Origin of the sequence: Methylocapsa sp. S129, assembly GCF_009765995.1 — a bacterium.
In the GTDB taxonomy this organism is placed as follows: Bacteria; Pseudomonadota; Alphaproteobacteria; order Rhizobiales; family Beijerinckiaceae; genus Roseiarcus.
This window is the reverse complement of the sequence record NZ_LMUI01000023.1, coordinates 156866-170433: the sequence shown is the minus strand read 5'-3', so window position 1 is coordinate 170433 and position 13568 is coordinate 156866. Positions and strand designations below refer to the sequence as shown.

Genomic DNA, 13568 nt, shown 5'->3' with positions numbered 1-13568 from the left:
GGATCCGTCTCCTGTCTCCAGTTGCTGCGATTGATCGGCGGGGTCGAGCTCGCGCGATTTCATCGGGCGACCTCGAACGAGACGCTGGGCCGAACCGCCTCGCGCGGCGCGTAGGCCGAGGCGACGGCGATCACTTCGCGCGTCGATTTGACGACGCCGCCGCCGGCGGCTGGCCCGTTGGTGTAAAGCGTTTCGACTTCGGCGCCGATGCGCGCGGCTTCCTGTCTGGAAAGCGCGTGCCCGGCGACTCGCACGCGCACTTCGTAAGGTTCGTGCGCGTCGCGCGAAAGCCGGTCGCCATGCAAGGCGTTCAGGCCGATGATTTCAAAGCGCAGCTCCGTGGCGGCGACCTGCGTTTGCGCCAGCCGCTCGCGCACGATGTCGATGGCGAGGCGGCCGCGCGCCAGCGCGCCAGCGCCGGCATAGGAGATTTGCCCTTCGCCGATATAGCCGTCGAGATAGCCGATCGAAACCTTGAGCGCGTCCGGCCTCGGACTGCCGCGCCCGCCCGCGACCCGCACGCGATCGGGGCCGATCTCGCGCACCGTCGCTTGCGAGAAATCGGCGACGACATCGGGCTGGATGTAGCGCGCGGGATCGTGGATTTCGTAGAGCAATTGCTCCTTGCACGTCGCCTCGGTAATGCGGCCGCCCGAGCCTTCGATTTTGCTGAGGACGAGGTCGCCGTCGGCGCTTATTTCGCCGATGGGGAAACCGAGGCGTGCGAGATCGGGGGTCTCCTTGAAGCCAGGATCGGCGAAATAGCCGCCGCTGACCTGGCCCGCGCATTCGAGCAAATGACCCGCGAGCGCGCCTTGGCCGAGCAGGCGCCAATCGTCGCGCCGCCAGCCGAACTCATGCAGTAGAGGCGCGAGAAACAACGCTGGATCGGAAGAGCGTCCGGTGACGACCACGTCAGCGCCTTGCGCGAGGGCCGAGACGATCGGCTCGGCGCCGAGATAGGCGTTGGCCGAGATGATTCTGTCGCCGAGATCGGCGATGCGGCCGCCCGTCTCTTCCATTTCCGCATTGCGGGCGCGCATCAGTTCGAGCACGTCGTCGCCCGTGACGGCGGCGATCCTCAGACCGCGACAGCCGCACTCGGCCGCGATCTCGGCGATGCGCCGCGCGGCGCCGAGCGGATTGGCGGCGCCCATGTTGGAGATGATCTTGACGCCCTTCGCCGCGCAGATCGGCAGGATCGCGCGCATGCGCGCCTCCAGCAGCGGATCGTAGCCGAGCGAAGGATCGGCGCGGCGCGCCTGCTGCGCGAGCGCGATCGTGCGCTCGGCGAGGCATTCGAAGATGAGATAGTCGAGGGCGCCGCGCTCGGCGAGTTCGACGGCCGGCTCGATCCGGTCGCCCGAGAAGCCCGCGCCCGCGCCCAACCTGATTCGCCTCATATTTCCTCCCGCGCCGCAGTTTCAGCGCCGAAGGGGCAGATAAGATGGCGAGGCGCCATTAGACAATTGAATGTTTCTGATCACAATTATAGTATTTGATTATGACCTATTCGCTGCCGCAATTGCGCGCCTTCGTCACGCTGGCGGACGAGCGCAGCTTTACGCGTGCCGCCAAGAGGCTGCATCTGTCGCAGCCCGCGCTGACGGTGCAAATTCGCAATCTTGAATCCTCGTTCGGCATGAAATTGTTCGATCGCGATCCGCGCGGCGTCGCCTTGACGAGCGTCGGCGGCGAACTGGCGCCGCGGCTGCGCCGACTGCTTTCCGATCTCGACGGCGCGATGAGCGAGGCGCGCGACATCGCCAAGGGACGGCGCGGCACGATCAGGATCGCGGCGCTGCCCTCTTTTTCGGCGGCCGGCCTGCCCGATGTGGTCGCGCGCTTCCGCACCGCCAATCCGGCGATCGCCTTCGTCATTCGCGACGCTATTGCGAGCAAGGTCGTCGCGCTCGTGCAAAGCGAAGCGGTCGATCTGGGCGTCACCGCCGGCGTCGAACTGACGCCGGACGTCGAGATTCTGCATGAGGCGAAGGATCGGCTTTGCGTCGTCTTTCCACGCCGTCATCCGCTCGCCTCGCGACGAAAAATCACGCTTCCCGACCTCGCCGACTTTCCTCTGGTGCTGATGGATCCCGAGACGAGCGTTCGCGCGATCGTCGACGCCGCCTTCGTCTCTTCGGGGCGCATCATCCGCCCCGCCGCGGAGGCGACCTATATGATGACCGCCGTCGGCCTCGTGCGGGCGGGCCTTGGCATCACCATCCTGCCGGCTTCCTCGAAAGAAATCGACGCGGCGCCGGACTTACGCGCGCGCCCGATCGACGATGCGCGCTTTTCACGAACCATCAGCCTCGTCAAACGACGCAAGCGCACGTTGCCGCCGGTCTGCGAGGAATTCCTGAGAGAATTGATCGGCGCGATGAGGCCCGTCGATCGCTGAGCGGCTGGAATCGGCGCGGCCTCGCCGCCGCCTGGCGGGAACGAAACGGGCGCTCCGACGTTTAGCCCCGAATATCATGCGCCTTACGGCTGTTTCGGACAGGGAGTTTTGATCGATGTCGACGATTACGAAATCGAGAGGCGCTGAGGACACCAGGCCTTCCGCCTTGAACACGCCAAGCGATATCTCGGCCAAGGCCCATCCCGTCGTCGCGGAGCTCAATCACATTCTGGCCGACAGTTTCGCGCTGTACCTCAAAACCAAGAACTTTCACTGGCACATGAGCGGTCCGCATTTTCGTGACTATCATCTCATGCTCGACGAACAATCGGACCAGATTTTCGCGACCACCGATCCCCTCGCCGAACGGGTTCGCAAGCTTGGCGGCAGAACCGTCCATTCCATCGGCCATATCTCAAAACTCCAGCGGATCAAGGACAATGACGCGACCTTCGTGTCGCCCTTCGATATGCTCGCGGAGCTGATGGCCGACAACAAGGCGGTGGCGGCGAGCATGCGCAAGGCGCATGCGCTTTGCGACGATCATAACGATGTCGCGACGGCGAGCCTGCTGGAGAATTACATCGACGATGCGGAGCGCAGAACATGGTTCTTGTTTGAGGCGACCAGAGGCGCCGACAGCACGGGTCACTGAGCGCGGCCGCCGGCGAGCCGGCTTGTCTTCGATAAAAATTGCGACTGAGCGCGTCGTTCAGGATTTCCGCGAAGGATCTAACGATGCAAACCGCCGCGCCCGCCGTTGTGAAACAACCCGAACGCCCGAAGCTTCTCCAAATTCTGGGCCCCGGCCTGATCACCGGCGCGTCCGACGACGATCCCAGCGGCATCGCGACTTATTCGCAGGTCGGCGCCCAGTTTGGCTATGGCCTCGCCTGGACGCTCGTTCTGACCTATCCGCTGATGTGCGCGATCCAGGAAATCAGCGCGCGCATCGGCCGCGTCACCGGCGCCGGGATTGCGGGAAATTTGCGCAAATATTATCCGGCCTGGCTGCTCAACGGCGTCGTCGGGCTGCTTCTGCTGGCCAATACGATCAATATCGGCGCCGATCTGGGCGCGATGGGGGCGGCGCTGCGCTTGCTGATCGGTGGCCCGCAATTGCTTTACGTCGCTCTCTTCGCCATCGTGTCGGCGTTGCTCGAAATATTCGTGCGCTATGCGCGCTATGTGTCGGTTCTCAAATGGCTGACGCTGTCGTTGTTCGCCTATGTCGGCACGGTCTTCGTGGTCCAGGTGCCGTGGGCCGATGTCGGCTATGCGCTCGTCGTCCCGTCCTTGTCATGGAAGACCGATTACGTCGTCGCCGTTGTCGCGGTGCTGGGCACGACGATCAGCCCCTATCTGTTCTTCTGGCAAGCGGGCGAGGAAGTCGAGGATGAGCAGGAGCGGCCGGAGGCCAGCCCGCTCAAGCGGGCGCCGGAACAGGGGCCGTCGGAGCTTTCGCGCATCCGCGTCGACACTTATCTCGGCATGGCTCTGTCCAATCTGATCGCCCTCTTCATCATCATCACGACGGCGGCGACGCTCAACGCGCATGGCATGACCGACATTCAAACGTCGAGTCAGGCCGCCGAGGCTTTGCGGCCGATCGCGGGTAATTTTGCTTTCGCCATATTCGCCGCCGGCATTATCGGGACGGGGCTCCTGACGCTGCCGGTTCTGGCGGGATCGGCGGCCTACGCCCTGGGCGAGGCGCGCGGCTGGCCCGTCGGGCTCGCCCGCAAGCCGCAGCAGGCCAAGGCCTTCTATGGCGCAATCGCCGTGGCGACGATCATCGGCGCGATCATGAATTTCACGCCGATCGATCCGATCAAGGCTTTGTTCTGGAGCGCGGTCGTCAATGGCGTCGTGGCGGCGCCGGTCATGACGATGATGATGATCCTGACGATGCGCCGCGACATCATGGGGAGCTTCACGTTGCCGCGCCCGCTTCTGACGGTCGGCTGGCTCGCCACCATCGTCATGGCGCTGACCATTGTCGCCATGGTCGTCACCTCGATCCGTTAGTTTCGTGGTCGGCGTTTTGCGGGGACCTCGCAACAAAACGCCGGCCCTTGGAAGGGGCCGGCGCGATATTCGGTGGGATGATGAGGGTTACAAATTGCGATTGGCCGCGTCATCGATCTTCTTGGCTGCGTCCTTCGCCGCGTCCTTCGCGTCGCCGACCGCCTTTTGCGCCTTACCCTTGATTTCCTGCGCGATGCCCTCCGCCTGGAGTTTGTCGGAGCCGACCGCTTCGCCAAGGTTGCGCTTGGCGCCGCCGAGAGCCTCATTGCCCAAGCCCTTAATTTTGTCTGTCGTACCGCTCATGAGAATTCTCCAAATAGTTAATTATTTATATAGTTAACATGTAGATTAGTGGTGCCAAAAGAGCGCAATCAGAATGATTACGGGCAGTGGCACGCCAATCAACCAGAGTAACGCTCCGCGACCGAGTCCCATAATGATCTCCTCTTATTGGCTCCTGATACTTGAGCGATATGTTCGAGTATCTGGCGAGGTAATCCACACAGTCGCGGATAGTTCCAAAAAAATTCGCAATGGCCGTTGAAAGGGGGAGTAGACTTCGACGCTATCGCCGCGGTGAGGCGCCCTTTTTGCTAGGCAGGACGGGGTAGTCTGCGATTCCGAAATTGGGACGGCCGGTCAATCGCGGCTGCATCATGGAGGCGATTCCGGGTTTTCGGCCTTGCAGTTCGTCCGCGGGCGCATCATCTTGGGTCTGGAGAGTGCAAATGACAGATTCGTTTGGGGATAAACTCATCGAGGCTCTGAAAAAGCTGGATACGTTTGGCGATATAGCGCCGGCCCATGTTCAGGACCCCACCACGATGATTATCCGGCAGATCGCCGTTCAGGACGATCTGATGCGTTGGGACAGCGATCGGGGCCATTATGTTCTGACTCTCACGGGCCGCCGCCGCATCGCCGCGCGTCCCAATCATTCCGCTTCCGTGTTGCGGTTTCGCAAGCGCGACGACAAGGATGAAAGCGGGTCGCGCCGGAAGGCCTGACCGGCTTGAACGAGCATCTTCGTAAGGCTTTGACGGATCAGGCGCAGGCCGGGAAGACCATCAGCTACGGGGACCTGGCGCAGCGCCTTGGCCTGAAGCCGCCGCAGACGATCCATCGCCTCACGCAAGCGCTTGAACGCCTGATGGAAGAGGATGCGGCCGCCGGCCGCCCGATGCTGGCGGCGCTTTGCGTGAGTAAGACGCGGCCGGGCCTGCCCGGCCCCGGTTTCTTCCTGAAGGCGCAGGCGTTGGGCGTTTTTTTGGGCGATCCGGGGGGGCCGGACGCCGGCGCGTTTCATGCCGATGAGGCGCGCCGCGTCTTTTCATTCTACGGGGTCTAGCTGAGGGTTCAGGTTCAGCCATGGGCGCACCATTGACCGGTCGGCGGATTGTCGTGCCCGAGACCCGGGAGCTGGATCTGTTCACGACCATGCTGCGTGAGCGCGGCGCGATTCCCATTCCCTGTCCGCTTGTTGCGATCCGGGACGCTCCCGATCCGGCGCCTGTCGAGGAATGGCTGCGACGTTTCATCGCGCGGCCCGGCGACGATCTTATCCTGCTGACCGGCGAGGGGCTGCGCCGATTGGCAGGCGTCGCGGAGCGCGCCGGGATCAGAGATTCCTTTGTCGCCGCGCTTCGGCCCCCGCGAAAAATCACGCGAGGCCCCAAGCCCGTGCGCGCCTTGCGCGAGATCGGCCTCGACGCCGATCTCACCGCGCCGACTCCCACCAGCGCCGGGGTGGTCGAAGCCCTTGCCGCCTTCGATCTGACCGGCCGCCGCGTCGGCGTGCAGCTCTATCCCGACGGCGATCACCAGCCGCTGCTTGGCTTTCTCAGCGGGGCGGGGGCGCAAGCGGACGCGGTTCTGCCCTACGTCTATGCGTCCGAAGCCGATGACGAGCGCGTGCTTGGAATCATCGCGCAGATCGCAGCGGGCGAGATCGACGCCATCGCCTTCACCAGCTCGCCGCAGGTGCGGCGGTTTTTTCAGGTCGCCGCCAAAGACGGGCGCGTCGACGCCGCGCGGGAAGGGCTCGAGCGCATCCTTGTCGCCGCGATCGGACCTGTCGTTGCGGGCGAGCTTGCCGCCTTCGGCGTGCGCGCCGATGTGATGCCGGCCAATGAAACCTACTTTATGAAGCCGCTGGTGCGGGAACTTGGCGAAGCTTTTGCCACGCGTGATATTTGGCCATAGGGCCGCGCCCACCTTAGAATTGCAGCATGCCGGAACCCACTCTCCACGACCGTCTAATGAAAGGCATCACCAAGTGGATGACCGACCTGGAGAACTATCCAGGCTGGAGGGAGTGGAACCGCGAAAAGATCGGAAAGACGATCCTTTTCGGCGAACCTGAATTTGGATCGCCAACCGCCGAATTGGGGGACTTCATCTTTTCGAACGAGGTCGAAGGGCAGCACGCGGTAGCGTATGGCTATCTGAGCCTGACAGCGACGGTAAACACATTAAAAAACCTAGAGTTCTACTTCCGGCGATATCCCTTCAGCGACCTTCCCGTTTCGAAAGAGTAGCATCTTACCAACGTGTGTGAGATGTATTTCAGTCGCTTTTACGAATTCCGGGAGCGCGCGAGGAACCTGCTGAACGCGGTGAACAAAACAGCGTCCGATCGCAAGATCGACGTTGGGCGCTTCATGAAGTCCTTCGATAAGACCTACGGTTCCGAAATTAGAGAACGGAACGGTGTGCATCACCGCGCTCGATTCGACGACATCCAGATCAAGAAGGTCTATCTAACACAGATGATGGCAGAGGGAGATCCGAAGTCGCGCGGGTGGAAGAGCCAACACCGTTCCACATATCGCGCGGCGTCGCGGGAATGGGCGGAACGGGTGAAGCGGCGCGCGGCTGTCATGGAACAAACGAAGGAGGCGATTGCCGGAGGTATTTTGGATTGTTGCCCTTTCTTAGGGCCAGCCGCTGCCGACCCCATTCAACCGACCTAAGGTGGAGCCCCGAGCATCAACGCCGCTTCATCCCCTTAGCCGCGCATTATCCGGATCGAACGGACTGTCGTCGACAATAACGGCGCGCCGCGTCTCGCCGAGCACCTGAATGTCGAGTTCGGTTCCAGCTTGCGCATGTTCGGGCAGCACCATCGCCAGCGCCAGCGATTTGCCCGTTCGCCAGCCATAGCCGCCCGACGTCGTCCGCCCCACCGACGCCCCGTTGCGCAGCACAGGTTCGGAGCCGCGCGCGTCGGCGTCGGTCACGCCATGCACTTCCATCGTGACGAGACGATTGGCGAAGCCCTTGCCGCGCCAGGCCGTCAGGGCGTCGCGGCCGATGAAATCGCCCTTGTTGAGATCGATGAAACGCTCCAGGCCCGATTCGAGCCCGGCATATTCGATCGACAATTCGCGCCCGACCAGTTTGTAGGATTTTTCCAGCCGCAGCGAATCCATCGCGCGAATGCCGAACGGCTTGACGCCGAATTCCGCGCCCGCGTCCATCAGACGATCGAAAATGTAATTCTGCATCTCGATCGGATGATGGAATTCAAAGCCGAGCTCGCCGACGAAATTGACGCGCAAAGCCAGCAGCCCCGCCGCGCCGATCGACAAAGGCCGCGCCGTCAGCCAGGGAAACGCTTTTGCCGAAACGTCGATGTCGGCGACTTTGGCGAGCACTTCGCGCGAGCGCGGGCCGGCCAGAACCAGCACGCCATATTGCGTCGTCACCTTGTCGAGGCGCACGCTATGATCGGCGGGCAGAAGTTTTTGCAGCGTGTCGAAATCATGTGTCTCAAGCGCGCCGGCGGAGACGAGATAGAAGCGCTGCGGCCCGACGCGGGTCAGCGTGAATTCGGCGCGCACGCCGCCGCGCCTGGTCAGGAGGTAGGTCAGCGTCACGCGGTTGAGCGCTTTGGGAATCTTGTTGGTCAGGATCGAATCCAGCCAAGCCTCGGCGCCGGGGCCGGAGACTTCGAATTTGGCGAAGGCCGACATGTCCTGCAGGCCGACATTCTCATGCACATTGCGGCATTCGGCGCCGACATGGTCGAAATAATTGGAGCGGCGGAAACTCCATTTCTCGCGCGGCTTCGCGCCACCGACGACCGGAGGATGGTTCTCGTTCATGAGGACGTCAGGCTTGGCGAGATCGGCCTCGCTCAAGGCATAGCCTGATGGCGCGAACCAGTTCGGCCGCTCCCAGCCATAGATCGCGCCAAACACCGCGCCGAGATCGCGCATGCGGCCATAGCAGGGCGTCTGCCGCAATGGGCGCGCCCCGCCGCGCTCCTCGTCGGGATAATGGGTGGAAAAGACCTTGGCGTAGGCCTCTTCGTTCTTCTCGATGAGAAAGCCGGTCTGGGCATAGGGGCCGAAGCGACGGGGATCGACGCCGAGCATGTCGATGGTCGGCTCGCCCTCGGCGATCCATTCGGCGAGCTGCCAGCCGGCGCCGCCGGCGGCGGTGATGCCGAAGGAATGGCCTTCATTGAGCCAGAAATTCTTCAGCCCCGGCGCCGGACCGACGATCGGCGAACCATCAGGCGTATAGGCGATGGCGCCATTATAGACTTTCTTGATGCCGACTTCGCCAAAGGCGGGCACGCGGGCGATCGCCGTCTCGATATGAGGCGCCAGGCGATCGAGGTCCTCCTGGAACAATTCATATTCGCTCTGCGCCGACGGCCCGTCGACATAACAGGCGGGCGCGCCGACTTCATAAGGGCCGAGCAGCAGGCCGCCGGCTTCCTCGCGCATATACCAGGAGCTGTCGGATTCGCGCAGAACGCCCATTTCGGGCAGGCCCTTCGCCTTGCGCGCCATGATCGCGGGATGTTGCTCGGTGACGATATATTGGTGCTGGACGGGAATGACCGGCACGTTGAGGCCAACCATCCGTCCCGTCTGCCGCGCGAAATTGCCGGTCGCCGAGACGACATGTTCGCAAATGATGTCGCCCTTGTCGGTGACGACCTTCCATTCGCCGCTCGCGGTGCGCTCGATCGCGCTGACGGTCGTATTGCGGTTGATCTCGCCCCCGCCATTGCGCGCGCCGCGCGCCAAAGCCTGGGTGAGATCGGCGGGTTGAATATAGCCGTCCTGCGGGTGCTGGATCGCGCCCAGAATGCCGTCGGTCTCGCAGAGCGGCCAGATTTCCTTCAATTGCTGGGGCGTGAGGAAGTTCACCTCGATGCCGCCGATCGTCGCCGCGACGCCGGCGTAATATTTATATTCGTCGAGGCGGTCCTGCGTGCGCGCGAGGCGGATGTTCGAGACCTGCGCGAGGCCGGCGTCGAGCCCGGTCTCGGCGCTGAGCTTCTTGTAGAGGGCGACCGAATATTTGTGGATCTGCCCCACGGAATAGCTGACGTTGAAGAGAGGCAGCAGCCCCGCGGCATGCCATGTCGAGCCGGAGGTCAATTCCTTGCGCTCGACCAGAACGCTGTCGGTCAGGCCCTTCTTGACGAGATGATAGAGCGTCGAAACGCCGACAACCCCGCCGCCGATCACCACCACCCGAGCCTGCGTTCGCATGAGATTCATCCGTCGTTCTTGAGATTGCGCCTGGCCGCGCGGCACGCGACGCCAACAGCTATATCCTGCCTGCACGGACATTTCATGCGAGATGCGAGAGCCCGCCGGGGCTTTTCTCGAACCGCCGCCACAAAGCGCAGGCCTGCGCCTCTCAATTTGAATTTCCGCTTTCTGCTAGTATTTTCGGCGCCTGTTTCCCGCCACATTGCCCATGCTTTGTCGCCGTTATTGCTCCGCCTAAAGAGTAACCATCCCCTCGCCCTGACATGGGGGCCGATTCATGGGGGAATTGATCAAGATAATGTTATGACGCACCGCACCATACTTGGGGTATATTGTTTGCGTGCTGACACCCTCTGCCAGGCGACAGTGTTTCGACGCCGGGCCTGAAGAATCAAAAGGGCGCGGCGTTTCAATCCCAGGCTCGGATTCATGACTGCCATCGTTCGGTTAGCTCTTGCGCGTCCCTACACGTTCGTCGTCATGGCGATCTTGATCCTTATCTACGGCGGGCTTTCGGCGATCCGCACGCCGACCGATATTTTTCCCAATATCGGCATCCCGGTCATCTCAGCCGTTTGGACCTATACCGGCCTGCCGCCGGACGACATGTCGGGCCGCATCGTCTCGATCTACGAACGCATTCTGTCGACGACGGTCAACGACATCGAACATATCGAATCGCAGTCGCTGCCCGGCACCGGCGTCGTCAAAATCTATTTCCAGCCGACCGTCGACATCAGCGCCGCGCAGGCGCAGGTCGCTTCGATTTCCCAGACGATTTTGAAGCAGCTTCCTCCGGGGGTCACCCCGCCGATCATCCTGGTCTATAATGCCTCGAGCGTGCCGATCATCCAGCTCGCGCTGTCGAGCGACACGCTCTCGCAAACCCAACTCAACGACCTCGCGCAGAATTTCATCCGGCCGGCGCTCACGACGGTTCCCGGCGCCCAGATTCCCTACGCCTATGGCGGCGCCGGCAGGCAAGTGCAGATCGACCTCGATCAGAAGGCTTTGCGCGCCCATAATATTTCGGCGGCCGACGTCGGCAATGCGCTCGCCCGGCAGAACCTGATCAATCCGGTCGGCACCGAGAAGATCGGCTCCTACGAATACACCATCGATCTCAACGACTCGCCAAAAATCCTCGAGGATTTCAACAATCTGCCGGTCAAAGTGGTCGACGGCGTCGTCATCTTCATGCGCGATGTCGCCTTCGTCCATGATGGCTCGCCGCCGGTGACCAATGTGGTGCAACTGGACGGCCGCAAGGGCGTGCTGATGTCGGTGCTGAAAATCGGCTCGGCGTCGACGCTCGACATTATCGACGGCATCAAGGCGCGGCTGCCGGCCGTTCAGGCCACCCTGCCGCCCGGGGTCGACCTGAAATTCGTCGGCGATCAATCAGGCTTCGTCAAATCCTCCGTCGCCGCCGTCGTGCGCGAGGGCCTGATCGCGGCGGCGCTGACGGGTTTCATGATCCTGGTGTTTCTGGGAAGCTGGCGTTCGACCCTGATCATCACCGTTTCGATCCCTCTGGCGGTGCTCAGCTCGCTGGTCGCGCTTTCGCTGCTCGGCCAGACGATCAATGTGATGACGCTCGGCGGTCTGGCGCTGGCGGTCGGCATCCTCGTCGACGACGCGACAGTGACCATCGAAAACATCAATCGCCATATGGAGGAGTTTGGCGAAGATATTTTGACCGCGATCACCCGCGGCGCGCAGGAAATCATGCCGCCGGCGACGATCGCTTTGTTCTGCATCTGCATCGCCTTCGTGCCGCTGCTGTCGCTCGGCGGCGTCGCCGGCTATTTGTTCCGGCCGCTGGCGATGGCGGTCGTCTTCGCGATGATCGCCTCCTATGGCTTGACCTATACGCTGGTGCCGACGATGGCGCATTTCCTGCTGCGCGGCCAGCATCATCATTCGACGCGCGTCGAAACGGACGAACCCGCGCCCGCGGGCTTTTTCGCGCGCTTCCAACGCGGCTTCGAACATCATTTCGAACGGCTGCGGCAGGGCTATCTCGGCCTGTTGCGATTGGCGCTGGGGCGCCGCTTCTGGTTCGCCGGCGGCTTCCTCGCCGTCGCCCTGCTGTCGCTCGGGCTCGCGCCATTTCTCGGACAGGATTTCTTCCCTTCGGTCGACAGCGGCGCGATCCGGATGCATATGCGCGCGCCGACCGGAACCCGCATCGAGGAAACGACGCGCCTAGCCGATCAGGTCGAACAGAAGATTCGCGCGCTGATTCCGCCCGCGCAAGTGGCGAGCATCGTCGACAACATCGGCCTGCCCAACAGCGGCATCAATATTGCATATGGAAATTCCGGCACGATCGGCGTGTTCGACGCCGACATATTGGTGACATTGAACGAAGGGCCGACCGCGACGGACGCCTATGTGAAGACGTTGCGCGAGCAATTGCCAAAGGCGTTTCCCGGCTCGACCTTCTCCTTCCTGCCCGCCGATATCGTCAGCCAGATCCTCAATTTCGGCTCGCCGGCGCCGCTCGACGTCCAGATCGCCGGCGCCAATCTTGAGGAGAGCCGGGCCTTCGCCAACAAGCTGCTCGCCAAGATCCGCCGCGTCCCAGGCGTCGCCGATCCGCGCATCCAGGAACAATTCCAGGACCCTGGGCTGAAAGTGGATTTCAATCGGGAGCTCGCCGGCGTTGTCGGACTAACGGAAAGCGACGCCGCCGCAAGCATTCAGGCGACGCTGTCGGGCAGCACCCAGACGGCGCCGACCTATTGGTTGAACCCGGCCAATGGCGTGTCCTATCCCGTTTCCGTGCAGACGCCGCAATATGGCATCGATACGCTCGGCGAGCTCAAGAACCTGCCGCTGACCGCGGCCCAGTCGACGCAATTGCTGGGCGGCCTGGCGACCCTCTCGCCTGAGCCGCTCGACGCGATCGTCTCGCATTACAATATCCGCAACACTGTCAATATCTACGCAACGACGCAGGGGCGCGATCTGGGCGGCGTCGCCGCCGACATCCAGAAGATCGTCGACGATGCGCGCGCCGATCTTCCCAAGGGATCGACAGTCGCCATTCGCGGCCAGGCGGCGACAATGACCGGCGCCTATCAGCAATTGATCGTCGGCCTCGCCTTTTCGGTCGTGCTGATCTACCTGCTGATCGTCGTCAATTTCCAGTCCTGGCTCGATCCTTTCGTCATCATCATGGCGCTTCCGGCCGCTTTGGCCGGCATCGTGTGGATGCTGTTCATCACCTACACCACCCTGTCGGTGCCCGCTTTGACCGGGGCCATCATGTGCATGGGCGTCGCCACGGCCAACAGCATTCTCGTCGTCAGTTTCGCGCGCGAACAGCTCGCCGAAGGCAAGGACGCGATCGCCGCCGCGCTGGAGGCGGGCGCCACGCGCTTCAGGCCGGTGCTGATGACCGCGCTCGCGATGATCATCGGCATGGCGCCGATGGCGATCGAGCCGGGACAGAATTCGCCGCTCGGCCGCGCCGTCATCGGCGGCCTGCTTTTTGCTACGTTTGCGACGCTGTTGTTCGTGCCCACGATGTTCGCCATCGCGCATGGACGCAAGGCCAGCCAAGCCAGCGCCGCCGAGCCGCTTTCCAGTTTGCCATCCCCCGCCTGACCCGG

The 13568-nt window shown here is 62.6% G+C and carries 12 protein-coding genes; 9 read left to right on the top strand and 3 right to left on the bottom strand.

Annotated elements, in window-relative coordinates; all coding sequences use genetic code 11:
• Positions 1-59: 59 nt before the first annotated feature.
• Positions 60-1403 carry an acyclic terpene utilization AtuA family protein gene (locus GSQ90_RS15390; protein WP_158815725.1) on the bottom strand — a complete coding sequence of 448 codons (1344 nt, stop codon included), beginning with the start codon at positions 1401-1403 and terminating at the stop codon, positions 60-62.
• Positions 1404-1504: 101 nt separating this feature from the next.
• Between GSQ90_RS15390 and GSQ90_RS15385 the strand changes: the two genes are divergently transcribed.
• From GSQ90_RS15385 to GSQ90_RS15375, 3 genes are all read left to right on the top strand, one after another.
• Entirely contained in the window at positions 1505-2404 is a 900-nt protein-coding gene (locus GSQ90_RS15385) for a LysR family transcriptional regulator (protein ID WP_158815724.1), read from the top strand.
• Between the two features lie 115 nt (positions 2405-2519).
• Positions 2520-3059: a Dps family protein gene (locus GSQ90_RS15380; protein ID WP_158815723.1), complete on the top strand. Its 540-nt coding sequence runs from the start codon at positions 2520-2522 to the stop codon at positions 3057-3059.
• A gap of 83 nt (positions 3060-3142) precedes the next feature.
• Entirely contained in the window at positions 3143-4432 is a 1290-nt protein-coding gene (locus GSQ90_RS15375; protein WP_158815722.1) for an NRAMP family divalent metal transporter, read from the top strand.
• Positions 4433-4519: 87 nt separating this feature from the next.
• Here the strand turns inward: GSQ90_RS15375 and GSQ90_RS15370 are convergent, their stop codons facing one another.
• Positions 4520-4735: a CsbD family protein gene (locus tag GSQ90_RS15370; protein ID WP_158815721.1), complete on the bottom strand. Its 216-nt coding sequence runs from the start codon at positions 4733-4735 to the stop codon at positions 4520-4522.
• 425 nt (positions 4736-5160) lie between these two features.
• On the opposite strand from GSQ90_RS15370, the gene GSQ90_RS15365 reads away from it, so the two are divergent.
• Genes GSQ90_RS15365 through GSQ90_RS15345 form a run of 5 tightly spaced genes read left to right on the top strand, consistent with a single transcriptional unit; the run spans position 5161 to position 7404 of the window.
• Positions 5161-5439, top strand: coding sequence for a hypothetical protein (locus GSQ90_RS15365; RefSeq protein WP_158815720.1), 279 nt, complete (start codon positions 5161-5163; stop codon positions 5437-5439).
• A 5-nt stretch (positions 5440-5444) separates the two neighbouring features.
• Complete coding sequence (locus tag GSQ90_RS15360) at positions 5445-5780, top strand: hypothetical protein (RefSeq protein WP_158815719.1); 336 nt, start codon at positions 5445-5447, stop codon at positions 5778-5780.
• Positions 5781-5833: 53 nt separating this feature from the next.
• Positions 5834-6634 carry a uroporphyrinogen-III synthase gene (locus tag GSQ90_RS15355; RefSeq protein ID WP_371418385.1) on the top strand — a complete coding sequence of 267 codons (801 nt, stop codon included), beginning with the start codon at positions 5834-5836 and terminating at the stop codon, positions 6632-6634.
• 26 nt (positions 6635-6660) lie between these two features.
• Positions 6661-6969, top strand: coding sequence for a hypothetical protein (locus GSQ90_RS15350; RefSeq protein WP_158815717.1), 309 nt, complete (start codon positions 6661-6663; stop codon positions 6967-6969).
• Positions 6970-6990: 21 nt separating this feature from the next.
• Positions 6991-7404, top strand: coding sequence for a hypothetical protein (locus GSQ90_RS15345; RefSeq protein WP_158815716.1), 414 nt, complete (start codon positions 6991-6993; stop codon positions 7402-7404).
• Between the two features lie 27 nt (positions 7405-7431).
• Here the strand turns inward: GSQ90_RS15345 and GSQ90_RS15340 are convergent, their stop codons facing one another.
• The gene (locus GSQ90_RS15340) at positions 7432-9945 is read right to left on the bottom strand and encodes an FAD-dependent oxidoreductase (protein WP_158815715.1); all 2514 of its coding nucleotides are present in this window, start codon (positions 9943-9945) and stop codon (positions 7432-7434) included.
• 432 nt (positions 9946-10377) lie between these two features.
• Here GSQ90_RS15340 and GSQ90_RS15335 point away from each other — a divergent pair, with 432 nt between their 5' ends.
• Positions 10378-13563, top strand: coding sequence for an efflux RND transporter permease subunit (locus GSQ90_RS15335; RefSeq protein WP_158815714.1), 3186 nt, complete (start codon positions 10378-10380; stop codon positions 13561-13563).
• The last annotated feature ends 5 nt before the right edge of the window (positions 13564-13568 follow it).

What these genes read in the sequence shown, in the direction of transcription:
- GSQ90_RS15370 (WP_158815721.1), bottom strand. Translation starts at nt 4,735, where the DNA reads ATGAGCGGTACGACAGACAAAATTAAGGGCTTGGGCAATGAGGCTCTC.
- GSQ90_RS15390 (WP_158815725.1), bottom strand. Translation starts at nt 1,403, where the DNA reads ATGAGGCGAATCAGGTTGGGCGCGGGCGCGGGCTTCTCGGGCGACCGG.
- GSQ90_RS15345 (WP_158815716.1), top strand. Translation starts at nt 6,991, where the DNA reads ATGTATTTCAGTCGCTTTTACGAATTCCGGGAGCGCGCGAGGAACCTG.
- GSQ90_RS15380 (WP_158815723.1), top strand. Translation starts at nt 2,520, where the DNA reads ATGTCGACGATTACGAAATCGAGAGGCGCTGAGGACACCAGGCCTTCC.
- GSQ90_RS15375 (WP_158815722.1), top strand. Translation starts at nt 3,143, where the DNA reads ATGCAAACCGCCGCGCCCGCCGTTGTGAAACAACCCGAACGCCCGAAG.
- GSQ90_RS15385 (WP_158815724.1), top strand. Translation starts at nt 1,505, where the DNA reads ATGACCTATTCGCTGCCGCAATTGCGCGCCTTCGTCACGCTGGCGGAC.
- GSQ90_RS15335 (WP_158815714.1), top strand. Translation starts at nt 10,378, where the DNA reads ATGACTGCCATCGTTCGGTTAGCTCTTGCGCGTCCCTACACGTTCGTC.
- GSQ90_RS15350 (WP_158815717.1), top strand. Translation starts at nt 6,661, where the DNA reads ATGCCGGAACCCACTCTCCACGACCGTCTAATGAAAGGCATCACCAAG.
- GSQ90_RS15340 (WP_158815715.1), bottom strand. Translation starts at nt 9,945, where the DNA reads ATGCGAACGCAGGCTCGGGTGGTGGTGATCGGCGGCGGGGTTGTCGGC.
- GSQ90_RS15365 (WP_158815720.1), top strand. Translation starts at nt 5,161, where the DNA reads ATGACAGATTCGTTTGGGGATAAACTCATCGAGGCTCTGAAAAAGCTG.